Below are 16196 nucleotides of genomic sequence, written 5' to 3'. Positions count from 1 at the left end.
ACTTTCAATGCTTACGTATGAGATATATAATTTCAATCATTATCATGGCGGCGGCGCTCTCCTCCTGTAAGAAGACCCTGGAAGAAGAGCCGCAATCCATTGCCGCAGAGAATTTCTATAACAAGCCCGCCGAAGTGGAAGCCGGGCTCAACGCCATCTATTCACCTTTAAGGGACGGCAACGCCCTGGGCGCCATCTACCAGGTGCAGCTGGAATGCTACGCAGATTATATGTATGGTCGGGGCAGCCATGCTGTCCTCAACAATTACCAGGGGTTGGACAATACCAATATCACCCGGGTAGGTAATATCTGGGGGTTCTTCTATTTATCTATCCGCAATGCCAATATCATGGTGCAGAAGATCCCCCTGGCAAAGTCCGTGAGCGATGCCGCAAAAGCCCAATACCTGGCAGAGGCAAGGTATTTGCGGGCCCTGGATTATTTCTACCTGGTGCGCAATTGGGCAGGTGTGCCATTGCGGACGGAAAACAATATGGACTCCATCAACCTGAGGCGGAGCGCTGCCGCCGACGTATATGCCTTCATCCTCGAAGACCTGAAATTTGCCGAAACCAACCTGCCGGATGCAGGCAGGCTGGTGGGCGCCCCTTCCAAATGGGCCGCCAAGACGGTGCTGGCCGAGGTCTATATGTGGCTGGGACAATACAACGATGCGGACAGCAAGGCGGGAGAGGTGATCGCCTCGGGGAAGTTCTCGCTGGTGAAGGTGTCGGCGGTGTCCGACTTCGACAAGCTGTACGGCGCCGACGTCGTCAGCTCGACCGAAGAGATCTTTTACATTAAATTCTCCCGCAGCGCTGCCACCCAGGGCTGGCAATATCCTATCTATGCCTTTTATCCCAACTCGGGCTATTATCCGCCGGGAGGTTATTATACTTTTTACAGCGACTCGGTCAAAAACGCCGTGCTGCAGCACTGGGATAAGCACGACCTTCGCTATACGTACAACTGGTACAGCCAGACCTTCGGGCTGGGCGCTACCACCATGCTGAACAGGAAGTTCGCGGACAAACAGGCCGTCACAGGCGCGGGCAACGATTACCCGATGTACCGCTATGCGGACCTGCTCCTCCTGTATGCCGAGGCGGAGAGCCGGGTGAACAACGGACCTACGGCGGATGGAATGGAAAAGCTGAATATGGTGCACCGGCGGGCCTATGGAAAGGACCCCCTAACAGCGGACGCTTCCGTCGACCTCTTACTGAGCGATTACAGCGATCCCGCTGCCTTCCTCGACCTGGTGGTAAAGGAAAGAGGTTATGAAGATTGCTCGGAAGGCAAGCGCTGGCTGGACCTGAAAAGAATGGGCATCGTTAAGCAGGTGATCCAGGCTGTGAAAGGCATCACGGTGGCGGACAAGCATTTGTTATGGCCTATCCCAACCACGGAATATAATTATAATAAAGCCATCGATCCGGCAAAGGATCAGAACCCGGGCTATTAATCTCATCGCCATGAAAAAAGTCTTATCAGCAGTCATTTTTTCCATCTGCCTCACCGGCCACGCTTTCGCACAGACAGACTATGACATCTGCGTTTATGGCGGTACCTCAGCCGGCGTCATCGCAGCGTACACCGCCGCCCGGATGCATAAGAGCGTCCTGCTCGTAGAGCCCGGCCGCCACCTGGGCGGACTGAGCTCGGGAGGACTGGGCTACACCGACATCGGTAATAAATATGCCATTGCCGGCCTCTCCCTTGATTTTTACCGCAGGGTGGGACGCCATTACGGAAAGTTCGAGCAGTGGATCTTCGAGCCGCATGTGGCGGAGGATATTTTCAAACAATACATCCGGGAAGGGAATGTGAAAGTGCTGTATGGCTATCACATCGTCGCTGCCGCCAAACAGGAGGGGGTGATCAAGCGCATTCAGCTACAGCCGGCCCACTCCATTAAGGCAAAGATGTTCATCGACTGCAGCTATGAAGGCGACCTGATGGCCAAGGCCGGCGTATCCTATACGGTGGGACGCGAAGCCAATGCTCTCTACGGCGAGACCTATGACGGCATTCAACTGCGGGACAAACACCAGTTCCCTGACGGCATCGATCCGTATAAGACACCGAAAGACCCTTCCTCCGGCCTCTTATGGGGCATCAGCAGCGAGAGGCTGGGGCAGCAAGGGGACGGCGATAAAAAGGTACAGAGCTATAACTACCGTATATGCCTCACCGATGATCCCGCCAACCGGATACCCATCTCCAGGCCGGCAGGATACGATTCCACGCGTTATGAGCTGTTGCTAAGGCTGCTGGAGAAAAAGCCCGCCAAAGACCTCTGGGGTATTTTGAAGTTCGACCTGCTGCCAGGGCACAAGACGGATATCAATAACAATGGTCCTTTTTCCACGGATATGATCGGCATGAACTATGATTATCCCGAAGCAGACCCCACCACGCGGCTAAAGATCGCGCAGGCGCATACGGACTATGTAAAAGGGCTGCTGTATTTCATCGGGCATGACGATCGCATGCCGGCCCACCTGCGGCCCCTGATGCTGCAATGGGGCTATCCCCGGGACGAATATGCCGACAACGACCACTGGACGCCGCAGATGTACGTCCGAGAAGCAAGACGGATGACCGGCGCCTATGTCATGACGCAGGCCAATTGCGAAGGAAAGGCCGTTGTGACGGACGGCGTGGGATTGGCCGCCTATACGATGGATTCTCATAATTGCCAGCGGCTGGTCGTCGACGGTATGGTAAAGAATGAAGGGGATGTACAGATCGGGGGATTCCCTCCTTACCCTATTTCCTATCGCTCGCTGGTGCCGAAGGCGGGAGAATGCCGCAACCTGCTGGTGCCCGTATGCCTGTCGGCCAGTCATATTGCCTATGGCTCCATCCGGATGGAGCCTGTCTTCATGGAACTGGGGCAGTCTTCCGCCATTGCGGCCGCGATGGCGATCGACCGGCATCTCTCTGTGCAGGAAGTAGACGCCGCCGGCATTCGGTCTGTCCTTGGGAGCAATCCACTGGCCGACGGCAGCACGCCCCAGATCATTGTCGACAATGATGATTCGGCCCATGTGCTGGTGGAAGGCGAATGGACGAGGGAGAAACATGACAGCTATGGGTTTTCCAGGCTGGCGGACCTGCATAAGGACCCTGCATTCCGGCAGGTGCGTTTTGAACCCCGGATCAAAGTATCCGGGCAGTATACCTTATATATCTATGTCCCCAAGGTACAGCATGCCAGCTCTGTCACTCCCGTGACCGTCTCTGCCGGTGGCAAGGTTACGGCGGTAAGCATCGCCACGGGAAAGCTGCAGGTGGAAGGGCAGACTTCGGGAGAATGGGTGGAATGCGGAAGGTACACTTTTGTGGCCGGCAAGGATAACTATGTGTCTATCAGTAATAAAGGAGCCGATGGTGTCGTGATCGCGGATGCGATCTTACTATTGAAGAACCCCGGTCGCTAGACCGGGGTTCTTTCTTTTAGGCCGTTTTTAGAACGGAAGATCGTCGATCGGCTCCGTGATATCGCCGGGCGAGGACACGCGGGAAGCAGGCGCCCCCTGGGAAGCATAGCCTCCTTCGGAACCGCCGCTGTAGCCACCACCACCTTCGGCACCTCTGCTGCCCAGCAACTGGACGTTCTGCACACGCAGGGTCAGAGATACACCTTGTGTACCATCATTCTTTGGATAGGTCCTTACTTCAGGTGTTCCTTCTGCGTATACTTGTGTTCCTTTTTTAAGATAGGGAGCAATACCGGTGCGGTCGGTCCAATAGGCGCATTCTACCCAAATGGTCTTGTCCTTCTGATTGCCCTGTGCGTCACGGAACTTCTCGGTATGTGCCACGTTGAAATTGATCACGTTCTTCCCGTTCACTGTATTGGTGACACAATCCTTACCCAGGTTTCCGATTACTTGTAGCTTTATCATAATGGTAGATTTATAGTGAAACGGCAAATTACAAATTTTCAGAGTGGTGAAATGGAGAAAGTTTTCCCAAAGTTTCCCACTCCAACCACTCAGTCAGCATGGCGAAATGCGTCCATAAAGCGCCAACGGCTCAATTCCAGGGACAGGCGGCACCCTAATAAGCCCTTGTATGCGTAAATTTAAAGGTGCAAAAGCCCTTGCTTACCATATTATTGCTCTGCGGCCTGGCTGTCACCCATGCCCAATCGGGCCGTGTGGACAGGAATCCCCCGATCGACAGCCTGGTGGACCTATTTCTCCGGCATGCTGGCTATTTCGATGATTCAGCCGGGTGGTATGCGGACAGGGCATTAGAGGAGTCCCGGAAAGCCAATTATGTCCATGGCATAGCATTAGCCACAGCCTGCAAGTCGATCTATACGATATATTACACCAATGATTTTATCCAGGGCGAACAGATCGCCCGGCAATCCCTGGATTGGTTTGATCGCACGGCCAACAAAGACAATATCACCTATGCGTATTATGCATTGGGATTCGACCTTTACGCCCAAAGCCGATTTGAAGAAGCGATCCATTACATAAAGCTGGCGCAGGACTATGCCCGGCAAGCCGGCGATACCGCCAATGTCATCAGGGCCCTGTCCCTCATCGGCTGCGCTCACCGGGAAAGCGGGGACTATGAAAAGGCCTATGAGATCAACCGCCGCTGTCTGCAGATGGCCGGGGAAAGCCATCATCCCGAGCTGATGCCAAGCGAATATTATGAGCTGGCTGAGCTGTTCATCCAGATAGAGGACTATGACGCCGCCAAAAAATATTTTCACCTTGGGTTCGGGCAAGGTCAGCCGTCCATGTCCCATGCCTGGAAGGTCCTCGTCTATGCCGAGCTCCTCAGCCGGCAAGGACTGTTCGACTCGGCGCTGCATTATTACAACCGTTTTGACTCCGCCGCCCTGAAGCCCGCCATCTTACGCTCCTACCTGGTCAGCAAAGGGGAATATTATCTGCTCCAGGACAGAAGCAGCGAAGCGTTGCCTTATTTTGAAAAGAGCCTCGTCTACCAACGGCAGCTGAACGATCGCAACCAGGTGATGCGCTGTCTCAAGGATCTCTCCCTCGCCAACCAATGGCTGGGCAGGGACAAGGTGGCGGCCCAATATGCCAGGGAGAGCCTGGCCATTGCCGAGCAGTTCAAGGCCCGGCAATATATCAGGGATAATTGCCTGACGCTCTATTCGCTGTACGATAAAGCAAAAAGGGCCGACAGCGCATACGCGTTTTACAGGCGCTATAATGCCATGAAGGACAGTGTCAATAGCGAGCAGCTGAAAGGGAAGTTCGCGTCCTGGGCGTACGAACAGCAGATCGCCCTGCTGAACAAGGAGAAGCAGCTGAACGAGGTCTGCCTGCGGGAAACGCTTGCCACCAAAAGATTGCTCATCGGCGGCATCATAGCCTTATTATTGATCGGCTTTATCTTCTCCCGTTATGTCCTGCTGAAAAGAAAGAACGAGGCGCATCTCCGGAAAAGGGCGGAGAATGAGCTGGAGATCCAACGGCTGGAAGGCGAGAAGGCCAAGGCAGCCTTGCAGCAGCGGGCAAAGGAGCTGGAGATCCAGGCCCTGCGCAGCCAAATGAACCCCCATTTCATCTTCAATTGCCTGAATGCCATCAACCGGTTTATATTGGGTCATGAAACAGAGGCTGCCTCGGACTACCTCACCAAGTTCTCCCGGCTGATGCGAATGATCATGAACCACTCCAGGCATTCCGTCATCTCCCTTGCGGAAGAGCTGGAGGTGCTACAGCTGTACCTCGACATGGAACGACTGCGATTCAAAGACGCCTTTGATTACAACATCGTCGTGGAAGAAGAACTGGATGCGGGAGATATCTATATTCCGCCGCTGCTGCTACAGCCATTTGTGGAAAACGCGGTTTGGCATGGATTGATGCACAAGCAGGAAAGGGGACTGCTGACAGTGACCCTCCGGGCGGAGGGCGATATGCTCACCTGTATTATACAGGACAATGGCGTGGGTCGTCAAAAAGCGGTCCTGCTAAAAAGCAAATCCGCGCAAAGACATAAATCGATGGGTTTGCAGATAACGGCAGAACGTCTCCACTTATTGACAGGCTCAGGCGCACCGGGCCATTTTTTCAATATCGAAGACCTCTACGATGCGGAAGGAAGACCGGCGGGCACCAGGGTGGTCCTGCGGATAAGGATCAACAGTGCTGCCGGAGAGCCGGCTTGAAACTATTCACAAAAATTGTACATATGATCAGAGCTATCATTGTCGATGACGAACCTTATTGCTGCGAAGCGCTGGCTATCCTCCTGGAACGTTATTGCCCCCAGGTGAGCGTGACCGGCAGCTATCATTCCGGGGCGGATGCTTTAACGGCCATTAAGGAGCAACGCCCACAGTTGCTGTTCCTCGACATTGAAATGCCACGTATGAATGGTTTCGAGCTGCTGGAAAAAATAAAAGATATCCCCTTGCAGCTGATCTTTACTACCAGCTATGACCAGTATGCCATTAAGGCCATCCGCTTCAGCGCCCTGGATTACCTGCTGAAGCCCATCGACCGGGAAGAGTTGCAGCGTTCCGTGCAGAAAGTAGAACATCGTCTGCTCTTTCCCCTGCAGATAGACATGCTCTTCCAGAAACTGCAAAATCCCGCCCATCTTTTCAACAAGATAGCGATCCCTACCATGGAAGGGCTGCAAATGGTGCCCGTAGGAAGTATCATGTATTGCACTTCGGACAGCAATTACACGATCCTTTCGCTGAAAGATCAGCAGAAGGTAGTGGCATCCCGTACCCTTAAGGAGATCGAAGAGCTGCTGGAAGACTACTCATTCCTCCGTGTGCATCATTCCAGTCTCGTCAATCTCAACGAAGTGTCCAAATATGTCAAGGGTGAAGGCGGTTATCTTGTCATGTCCGACGGATCTTCCATCAATGTCTCCCGCAGCCGCAAAGAAAATCTCCTGAAAAAATTACAACCGTCCCGGTCCTGAACATTTCCCGATTACTCATTCAAAAAGACCGGTGGGCCATTATCTGCCTCCGATGGCTGGTTTTGGCTGGCGCTACAGGTGGAAGCGCGTTAGCTTCAGGTCATAAAACCTATAGTTATGACACGAAGTATCATCATTCTTTCCTGTCTGCTCCTGATAGGATACATGCCCGCTGATGCGCAGGCCACCAGCAATACTTTCCTCAACCTGCATACGCTGCGAAATGATAAAGGCGGCGTGAAGGCTGCCCGGCAATTCATGAAACTGGCCGGAGAGAACAAGGAAGAGCGCTGGTACATGCTGCCCGGGGGCTATCTTGCCGAATTCGAGGAAAGAACGATCCACAACAAGCTGGTGTTTGACAGAAATGGGAACTGGCTTTACACCATGCGGGAGTATAGTGAAAAGGAATTGCCCGGAGAAGTAAGAAGGCTGGTGAAAAGCACCTACTATGACTTTTCCATCGGATGGGTAAAGGAAGTTTCCCAATTCCGATCTTTGGCCTACGTAGTGCATATTCAAAATGCCCCTGAATGGAAGGATCTCATTGTAAGGGATGGGGAGATCGAAGTGGTTAGGAGCTACGAGCAGTGAGCGGTGAGCTTCGAGCTACAAGCTGCAAGCTACAAGCTACAAGCTGCAAGCGATTAATTATGAGCAAGTTGAGTTTGATTAGGCACTACTTGTAGCTTGCAGCTTGCCCCTTGTCGCTGTTTTCGTAACTTTGCCGTCCAATAAATTAAGTTATGAGCCGTAAAGGAAAGGTCCTGGTAGCAATGAGTGGCGGTATTGACAGTACCGTTACGGCTCTCATGCTGCACGATGAAGGATATGAAGTGGTGGGCATCACGATGAAGACATGGGATTATGCCAGTGCGGGGGCTTCAAAAAAGGAGACGGGCTGCTGCAACCTGGACAGCTTCAACGATGCGCGGATGGCGGCTGTACAGCATGGGTTCCCGCATTTCGTGCTGGATATCCGTGAGGAGTTCGGGGACTTTGTCATCAACAATTTCGTGGATGAATATATGGCCGGCAGAACGCCCAATCCCTGCGTGCTTTGTAACACGCATATCAAATGGAGAGCGCTGCTCAAGCGGGCGGATGCCATGGACTGTGCGTTCATCGCTACGGGCCATTATGGTAATATCCGCCGTCATGAGAATGGCCGGTATACTATTGCCAAAGGGTTGGATGAAACAAAGGATCAAAGTTATGTGCTGTGGGGCTTGCAGCAGGACCTGCTGAGCAGAACACTCCTGCCACTGGGGCCATACCGCAAGACGGAGATCCGGCAGATGGCCCTCAGCTATGGCTATCCGGAGCTGGCAGCCAAGAGCGAAAGCTATGAGATCTGCTTTGTCCCCGACAATGATTACAGGGGATTTTTAAAGCGCCGGATAGAAGGCCTGGAAGAGCAGGTGGCCGGCGGGAATTTCGTGGACAAGAATGGCAAGATCCTGGGACAGCATAAAGGCTATCCTTTCTATACAGTGGGGCAGCGCAAAGGACTGGACATCACCTTCGGGAAACCAGTCTATGTGACGGCCATCCGCCCGGAGACCAACACGGTCGTCCTGGGAGATGAAGGCGACCTTGACGAACAGGAAATGGTCGTGGGCAAGCTGAACCTGATGAAATACGACTCCATAACGCCGGGCATGGAGGCTATTACAAAGATCCGCTATAAGGATAAGGGGTCGTTAAGCAATCTCTACCCTGAAGGAGACAAACTGAACATACGCTTCTACGATAAGGCGAAAGGTATCGCCCCCGGACAAAGTGCCGTCTTTTATGAGGGTGACGAGGTCATTGGGGGAGGCATCATACAGCGCAGCGGGGGGCAGCTTTGAGCTACAAGCTACAAGCTTCAAGCTGCAAGCCAGGAGCTTAAAGAGTTTAAATAAGTGACTTGTGGCTAGTAGCTTGCAGCCTGTAGCTATAATAATTTTCCCGCTAAAACGTTTCCCTAAGGACTAATAGCGTATGATGAAAAATATTCGCCTGGCCGGTGCTATATCTCTTCTAACCCTGACTACTATAATTAGTTGCAAAAGAACGCTTTATAACCACCCAGACGATAGTTTGACCCACTATTTCCTTCCTCTGGAGGTAGGCAAATATGCCATTTACCAGGTGGATTCGCTGAATTTCTATTATTATGGGCAGCTGGACACCCTGACACATTATTTCGTGAAGGATTCGGTGGAGGGCTCATTTGTCGACAACCTGGGCCATACTTCCTGGACGGTGGTCCGGTATATCACCCCTATTTCAGACCCTGAGGGCTGGGCGCCTTCCGAAACGAATGTGGTGACACCTTCCACAAGTTCGATCGGGTTCACCGAGAACAACCTTCGTTTTATCAAGTTGGCATACCCGATGGCCAATGGAGGGACCTGGAATGGCAACAGCTATCTACCGAATGCGCCTTACCAGGACATCTTTAAATTCACGGCGCCGAGCAATGTCAACCTCAACCAATGGGTCTATACCTACCAGAATGTTAATGCGCCCTTTACTGCGGGAGGCACCACTTACGACAGCACGGTAACGATCCTGCAGGAAGATGATTCCGCCAACGTGCCTATCGTCATAGACACTGCATTTGCGTCCAGGACCTATTGGTCGGAGACCTATGCAAAGAACATAGGCCTGGTATACAGGCACAGCATCCTCTGGGAATATCAGCCGCCTGTCCCCAACAGCACGCAGGGAGGGTATAAGATCGGTTTCGAGGTGACCTTCACGCTGCTGCGCCACAACTGATCCGCTAGCTGTCCCGCATGGTGCTGAAGCGCGCCCCAAACATCGTATCAGCCTTCTCGTCATATCCCTTTATAGCGCCCGCCTGTTCCTGCCGCAGTCCGAACTTTTCCCTGACCAATCCTGCGATCGCTTCATTCTCTTTCCTGAACACGGAGCACGTAGTATATACGAAACCAGCGCCCGGCGCCAGCCGTGGTAAGATGTTGCCGACAATAGCCCTTTGTGCGGCGCTATACGTCAGGATCTTCCCGGGATTGAAAAAAAACAGCTCTTCAGGCGTGCGGCTCCAGGTGCCGCTGCCGGTGCAGGGTACGTCGGCCAGGACGAGGTTGTATGGCAGTGTGTCGGAAGAAAGGGCCGTATCCTTCCGTGTGAGATCCGCGACAAAAGAATAGAATTGGGTGATGCCTGCCTGCCGGAACCGCTGCTGCAGGTTCTTCAGGATAGATTCACGGATATCCGACACCGTTATACTTATTCCGGGTATCGTATCATACGCGAGGATCGACTTCCCTCCGCTGGCCGCACATGCATCCCAGAAGATGACGGGTGATGCCGTCGGGCGGAGGAAGCCGGCGATGCGCTGGCTGCTGTAATCCTGGATCACCACTTCCTTGTCGGGGGTGAAAAGGGCTTCCACTTTAGTACCGTTGGGCAGGCGTAGTGTAAAGGGCGGAATGAACTCGTGCGCCACTTCTTTTGTCCTGCTCAGCGCCAATTGTTCGTATCCGGGCCGGATGCGAAGAAAAAGATCGGGCTGGCGAAGGAACGAAAGGCAGAAAGCATGGTGGTCAATTCCTTCCGAAAGCTCATCCTTCCAGGGAAAGATCTCAGCCGGAGAGAAGTCGATGCCTGCGTGGTGCACGAGGGCGATCTTTTCTTCCAATGGGCGGCTGGCTTGTGCATTCCATTCCGGACGGAAGTATGCCAGCAATTCGCCGGGCTGATCATGGACAAAGAATAGTCCCAGAAGGATACGCTGATCGACGGGCATTCCTCTAACGGCATGCCCCAGGCGATAGAAAGCATAGACCATGTTGCTGACGGTCTTGCGGTCGTTGGAGCCCATCTGTTTATGCTGCCGGAAAAAATCTTTCAGCCAGGTGTGCAGCGGCGTTCCTCCCCAGTAGGAGGAGAGGATGGTGGTGGCGTAGCGGAGCTGGTTATCGAATTTCACTATTTATATACCGGGTATTCGCTTTGTGAAAATTAGCGAATCCCCGGCAGTACGCTAATATCTGTCCTTGCGGACGAAGCCTCCTTCGTCGGCTTACAGCTCCAACAAAGCTTTCACCGGATCTTTACCAAACAAGAGCTGGTCCGGATTCTCCAGCAGCTCCTTGATCCTTACCAGGAAGCTGACGGATTCGCGACCATCGATGATGCGATGGTCATAGCTCACTGCCAGGTACATCATCGGACGTACGACGATCTGCCCGCCTACGACCACGGCACGCTCTTCGATCTTATGCATTCCCAAAATGGCGGACTGTGGGATATTGATGATGGGCGTCGACATAAGGCTGCCGAATACGCCCCCGTTGGTGATGGTAAAAGTTCCTCCCTGCATTTCCTCCATGCTGAGCTTGTTGTCCCGCGCCTTGGTAGCGAGCTCGACCACCTTCTTTTCGATGTCGGCCATGCTGAGGCTTTCGGCATTGCGGATCACGGGGACCACGAGTCCTTTAGGGGCGCTGACGGCAATGGAAATATCGCAATAGTCGTGGTACACCAGCTCTTCGCCATCGATGTAGGCGTTGACCGCCGGCCATTCCTGGAGGGCATAGCAGGTGGCTTTGGTGAAGAAGCTCATAAAGCCCAGGTTGACGCCATGCTTTTCTTTGAACTTGTCTTTGTATTTCGTACGAAGGGCCATCACGGCGCTCATATCCACTTCATTAAAGGTGGTGAGCATGGCCGTGGTGTTTTTTGCTTCTACGAGGCGGCGGGATACCGTCTTACGGAGATTGCTCATCTTTTCGCGCCTGTCGGCGCGGGTGAACAGCTCTTTGCCGGGTGTGCGGCCGGGATGGGCCAGGGCTTCCAGCACGTCGTGTTTGAGGATCTTGCCGCCAGCACCTGAAGGGGTGATGGAGCCGGCATCGATCTTCTTATCTGATATGATGGCTGCGGCTACGGGTGTAGCCCTGATATCATTTGGAATGGATGTAACGGGCGCCTGCGCGGCGGGGGTGGCCGTTGCCGTGGGGGCGGCGGTGGCAGCGGTGGTTGCCGGAGCCGATGTTGCAGCAGCGGTGGCCTGAGCGCCGGCGGTGCTTCCGTTGGAGGATGGCTTTGCAGCCGTCTCATCGATTTGTGCCACGACATCGCCGATCTTCAACGTATCCCCTTCCTTGCCAATCGGGTTTAGTACACCTGCCTGTTCAGCGTTGACCTCGAAAGTTGCTTTTTCGCTCTCCAGTTCTGCGATCACTTCGTCACGGTCAACATATGCACCTGCCTGTTTCAACCATTTCACCAGGGTAACTTCGCTGATAGATTCACCTACTGCCGGAACTTTAATATCGATCATTTAATCCTCCTTCTCCCCCGCGGGGAGCGTATTTATTTAAAAAATTTATCTATTTCTATATGCTGAATGCCGTCTCGATGATCTCTGCCTGCTCCTGTGCATGCACCTTCGAATAACCGGTGGCGGTAGCAGCGCTGGGCTGTCTGCTGATGACCCCATAATTGATCGTCTTCAGGTTCATCTGCAGGAAGGAAGCGGCGCCCATATTCAGGGGCTCTTCCTGCACCCAGAACCACGTGGAAGCCTGGCTGTATTTCTTGTATAAGACTTCCAGCTGGGGCAGGGGTAAGGGATACAGCTGTTCCAGCCGGACGATGGCTACATCCTTACGGTTCTCCTTCTGCTGGCGCTCAGCCAGGTCGAAATATACTTTTCCGCTGCAGAACAGCACTTTCTTCACCTGACCGGCATCATCCACGAAGGGGTCGTCCATGACCTCCTTAAAGCCGCCGGAAGTAAATTCCTCCATCTTCGACCAGGTGCCGGGGTGACGCAGGTTCGCCTTTGGCGAGAAATTGATCAGGGGTTTACGGAAAGGCCATGCCAGCTGTCTCCTGAAAGCATGGAAAAGGTTGGCGGCCGTAGTGATGTTCGTTACCACCATATTGAGCTCGGCGCACATCTGCAGGAACCTCTCCATACGGGCGCTGCTGTGCTCGGGTCCTTGTCCTTCATATCCATGGGGCAGCAGCAGGGTGACGCCATTCATGCGCTGCCATTTCTGCTCTGCGGCAGAGATGAACTGGTCGATCATCGTCTGTGCGCCATTGCTGAAGTCGCCGAACTGGGCCTCCCACAATACCAGGGCATTCGGATTGGCCAGGGCGTAACCGTATTCAAATCCCAGCACGCCATATTCGCTGAGCAATGAATTGTAGATGCGGAACTGTCCTTTGGCATCAGGCAGCCGGCTGAGGCGATTGTAGGGTTTGTCCGTATTCTCGTCCAGCAGGACGGCATGACGATGGGAGAAAGTGCCACGCTGTACGTCCTGTCCGCTCATGCGCACATCCTTTCCATCCAGCAGGAGGCTGCCATAGGCCAGGAGCTCTCCAGTGGCCCAATCCACCTTCCTTTCTTCCGAGAACGCCTTTACCTTGTCCTGCAATATCTTTTCGACTTTACGCAGCGGCTTGAAATCTTCCGGCCATTGCATGATCGCGTCGAATACTTTTCTAAAATCCGCTTCGCTGATGGCGGTGACGGGCGATTGATCGAAATCCGCCGGATTTGCCTTGCGCAGACTACGCCACCAAAGCTCGGGCTGCTGATAATGATAAGGCAGAGGATGTTGCTTCACCTCATCCAGCCGCTCCTGCAGGTCGCCCCAGAATTTCTTTTCCATTTCCTTTGCCAGGTCCTTGGCGTCGGATTCTCCATTCTCAATAAGGAACTGGGTATATACTTCCCGGGGATTGGGGTGTTGGTCGATCAGCGCATACAGATGCGGCTGAGTGAACTTCGGGTCATCTCCTTCATTGTGCCCATGGCGACGATAGCACACCATGTCGATGAAAATATCCGTATTGAATTCCTGGCGGTAGCGGGTGGCAATCTCGGCGCATTTTATAACGGCCTCTGCGTCGTCGCCATTCACATGCAATACGGGCGCGTGGATGGCTGCTGCCAGGGAAGTGCAATAGTCGGAGCTGCGGGCGTCATCGAAGTCGGTGGTAAAGCCGATCTGGTTGTTGATGACAAAATGTATGGTGCCGCCTGTGTTATATCCTTTCAGCTCGCTCATCTGCAGGACCTCATATACGATGCCCTGACCGGCAACGGATGCGTCGCCATGAATGAGGATGGGAAGTATCTTGTCATAATCGCTGGCGTACATGACGTCAGCCTTGGCTCTGGCAAAACCTACGACCACGGGGTCGACGGCTTCCAGATGAGAGGGGTTGGGCATCAGCTTCAGGTGGACCGTCTTACCCTTGTCAGATTGTACCTCGCTGCCATAGCCCATATGGTATTTCACGTCACCGCTGCCCATGGTTTGGTCCAGTTTGGCCGTTCCTTCAAACTCGCTGAAGATCTGCTCGTACGTTTTGCCCATGATATTGGCCAGTATGTTCAGCCGGCCGCGATGCGCCATGCCGATGACCACTTCTTCCACGCCGTTGTCAGAAGCTGTGTTGATGATGGTATCCAGCGCCGCAATGGTAGTCTCTCCACCTTCCAGTGAAAATCTTTTCTGACCGATGTATTTCGTATGGAGGAATTTTTCGAACATGACCCCTTCGTTCAGCTTTTCCAGGATACGTTTCTTCTTGTCGAGAGAAAGAGGGGTCAGGAATTTTTTCTCCATCTCGTTGGTAAGCCAGTCGACCTTCTTCTGGTCGCTGATGTATTTGAACTCGATCCCTACGTGCGCCGCATAACAGTTCTGCAGGTGCTGCAGGATCTTCCGGAGTGAAGTGGTGCCGAGGCCGATGAGATTGCCGGCAAAACAGTTCCTGTCCATATCCTCTTCCGTAAAACCGTAGAAGGCCAGGTCCAGGTTGGCGCCGCGATCCTTGCGGGGACGTATAGGATTTGTTTTGGCCAGCAGATGGCCTTTATTGCGATAGCCCAGGATGAGCCGGTAGGCCCCCAGTTCTTTTTTCCAATCCATCCCGTCGGAGGTGGTCAGTACGCCGTCGGCGGGTCGGGGGCCGGCCGTAGCCGTATGAACGCCATTGGCAGACCCATTGACCCCATTTACGGCTTTTCCCTGGGTGATGGCAAAGTCGAATCCTTCAAAAAATTTTCTAAACTCAGGATCTACTGCCTCCGGGTTCTTTACAAAATCCTGGTATAAGCCCTCGATGTAAGAGGGGTGTGAATTAGTTATAAACGAATAGTCCTTCATAGAAGCGCTTAATCATTATTTGCCCAGAAATATGTTTGGACAACGAACCTTCCGCCGGTAGGCGGACAATGCCGGTTCGTTTTTGGCCTACAAATATCGTTCAAAATTAGTCATTTCCGTCCCCGCCCCCCTCCATTTTCTTGTTTTTAACCTTCCCTTTCTCTTTATTTGCTTTCCGGCCCCTCCCTGCCCCTTCCCAAGCCTCTTAAACGGCCCGATAGCCCGCCAAGTGCCTCTCCGGAACTTTTTATGAATAAAACCTGCCTGGATTTGGAAAATTCGTAGCATGGGGCTACCTTTGCCGTCCTAAAAATGTCGAGTAATGGCAAATCATAAGGCAACCAAAAAAGATGTAAGGCAAGCCACCAAGCGCAGGGATCGCAATCGCTACTATGGCAAAACCACCCGTAATGCGATCCGTGACCTGAGGGAGATCAAGGTGCAGAAGGAAGCTGGTGACAAGCTGCCTGAAGTAGCTGCCATGATCGACAAACTGGCTAAAAAAGGCGTTATTCACAAGAATAAGGCTGCCAACCTAAAGAGCAAGCTGGCCCGGAAGGTCAACACTTTAGGCGCTACTGCGGCTAAATAGACCTATTTCAGGATATCAGATATTCAAAAAGCATCCTTTAACAGGATGCTTTTTATATTTTGACCGGCGTGCTCCTCCAGGCCGGAAGCTATATCCTGGTGTTTATTTCAATGTTATTCAGGGTTTTATTGATCCTGAAAAATATGATGATCAGTTCGCACCATATTCTCCAGGCGACATTGCCGACGATCAGCATGATCAATCCTCCGATGAAACCGCCGCCTCCCAGCAGGCTAAAAGGGCTGAGGCCTCCTCCTCCAAACTCTTCGAATCCACCACGGCTGCGGCTGCCGCTGAACATAGCAGCAAGGCTGGCCAGCGTGATGAGGACAGCAACCACTACATAAACGATCTGGATAATCTGTAAGGTGATCATGGTACGAAAAGAGAGGAAGTCTCTCCAATTGAAGCCCGGGTTAGCACCGGTAGCTGGCGCAATGTTCGTCTGTTCCATGGTTTATCGTTTAAAGATGAAATAAAACACCATTGTTCAGCATCGGACAGG

General features: G+C 53.0%; 13 protein-coding genes. 8 read left to right on the top strand and 5 right to left on the bottom strand.

From position 1 onward, the window contains the following. Window positions 1-17 precede the first annotated feature (17 nt). The gene (locus Q4E93_RS01350; RefSeq protein ID WP_303582284.1) at window positions 18-1466 is read left to right on the top strand and encodes a RagB/SusD family nutrient uptake outer membrane protein; all 1449 of its coding nucleotides are present in this window, start codon (window positions 18-20) and stop codon (window positions 1464-1466) included. 10 nt (window positions 1467-1476) lie between these two features. Then, entirely contained in the window at window positions 1477-3447 is a 1971-nt protein-coding gene (locus Q4E93_RS01345; RefSeq protein WP_303582283.1) for an FAD-dependent oxidoreductase, read from the top strand. A gap of 27 nt (window positions 3448-3474) precedes the next feature. Here the strand turns inward: Q4E93_RS01345 and Q4E93_RS01340 are convergent, their stop codons facing one another. Beyond that, complete coding sequence (locus Q4E93_RS01340) at window positions 3475-3915, bottom strand: single-stranded DNA-binding protein (protein ID WP_303582282.1); 441 nt, start codon at window positions 3913-3915, stop codon at window positions 3475-3477. A 185-nt stretch (window positions 3916-4100) separates the two neighbouring features. Between Q4E93_RS01340 and Q4E93_RS01335 the strand changes: the two genes are divergently transcribed. The 5 genes from Q4E93_RS01335 to Q4E93_RS01315 all read left to right on the top strand — a co-directional run bounded on the left by Q4E93_RS01335 (window position 4101) and on the right by Q4E93_RS01315 (window position 9715). Then, on the top strand, window positions 4101-6176 hold the full coding sequence (locus tag Q4E93_RS01335) for a tetratricopeptide repeat-containing sensor histidine kinase (RefSeq protein WP_303582281.1): 2076 nt from the start codon (window positions 4101-4103) through the stop codon (window positions 6174-6176). 23 nt (window positions 6177-6199) lie between these two features. Further along, window positions 6200-6946, top strand: a complete 747-nt coding sequence (locus tag Q4E93_RS01330; RefSeq protein WP_303582280.1) for a LytR/AlgR family response regulator transcription factor — start codon at window positions 6200-6202, stop codon at window positions 6944-6946. Between the two features lie 117 nt (window positions 6947-7063). Beyond that, window positions 7064-7540 (top strand): hypothetical protein, encoded by a 477-nt coding sequence (locus tag Q4E93_RS01325; protein WP_303582279.1) that lies wholly within the window; start codon window positions 7064-7066, stop codon window positions 7538-7540. 152 nt (window positions 7541-7692) lie between these two features. Then, window positions 7693-8799 (top strand): tRNA 2-thiouridine(34) synthase MnmA, encoded by a 1107-nt coding sequence (gene mnmA / locus Q4E93_RS01320; protein WP_303582278.1) that lies wholly within the window; start codon window positions 7693-7695, stop codon window positions 8797-8799. A 232-nt stretch (window positions 8800-9031) separates the two neighbouring features. Continuing rightward, window positions 9032-9715 carry a hypothetical protein gene (locus tag Q4E93_RS01315; protein ID WP_303582277.1) on the top strand — a complete coding sequence of 228 codons (684 nt, stop codon included), beginning with the start codon at window positions 9032-9034 and terminating at the stop codon, window positions 9713-9715. A 4-nt stretch (window positions 9716-9719) separates the two neighbouring features. Here Q4E93_RS01315 and Q4E93_RS01310 read toward each other — a convergent pair whose 3' ends face one another. The 3 genes from Q4E93_RS01310 to Q4E93_RS01300 all read right to left on the bottom strand — a co-directional run bounded on the left by Q4E93_RS01310 (window position 9720) and on the right by Q4E93_RS01300 (window position 15099). Next, window positions 9720-10892, bottom strand: coding sequence for an RsmB/NOP family class I SAM-dependent RNA methyltransferase (locus Q4E93_RS01310; protein WP_303582276.1), 1173 nt, complete (start codon window positions 10890-10892; stop codon window positions 9720-9722). Window positions 10893-10985: 93 nt separating this feature from the next. After that, window positions 10986-12248 carry a 2-oxoglutarate dehydrogenase complex dihydrolipoyllysine-residue succinyltransferase gene (odhB, locus tag Q4E93_RS01305; protein ID WP_303582275.1) on the bottom strand — a complete coding sequence of 421 codons (1263 nt, stop codon included), beginning with the start codon at window positions 12246-12248 and terminating at the stop codon, window positions 10986-10988. Between the two features lie 55 nt (window positions 12249-12303). Beyond that, on the bottom strand, window positions 12304-15099 hold the full coding sequence (locus Q4E93_RS01300; RefSeq protein ID WP_303582274.1) for a 2-oxoglutarate dehydrogenase E1 component: 2796 nt from the start codon (window positions 15097-15099) through the stop codon (window positions 12304-12306). A 322-nt stretch (window positions 15100-15421) separates the two neighbouring features. Between Q4E93_RS01300 and rpsT the strand changes: the two genes are divergently transcribed. After that, window positions 15422-15691, top strand: a complete 270-nt coding sequence (rpsT, locus tag Q4E93_RS01295; protein WP_303582273.1) for a 30S ribosomal protein S20 — start codon at window positions 15422-15424, stop codon at window positions 15689-15691. Between the two features lie 88 nt (window positions 15692-15779). Here the strand turns inward: rpsT and Q4E93_RS01290 are convergent, their stop codons facing one another. Beyond that, entirely contained in the window at window positions 15780-16145 is a 366-nt protein-coding gene (locus tag Q4E93_RS01290; RefSeq protein ID WP_303582272.1) for a DUF4282 domain-containing protein, read from the bottom strand. Between the last annotated feature and the right edge of the window lie 51 nt (window positions 16146-16196).

The sequence above is a fragment of the Flavitalea plasmicola genome, from assembly GCF_030546645.1.
Classification (GTDB): Bacteria; Bacteroidota; Bacteroidia; order Chitinophagales; family Chitinophagaceae; genus Puia.
This window is presented reverse-complemented; position numbering and strand designations above follow the sequence as displayed.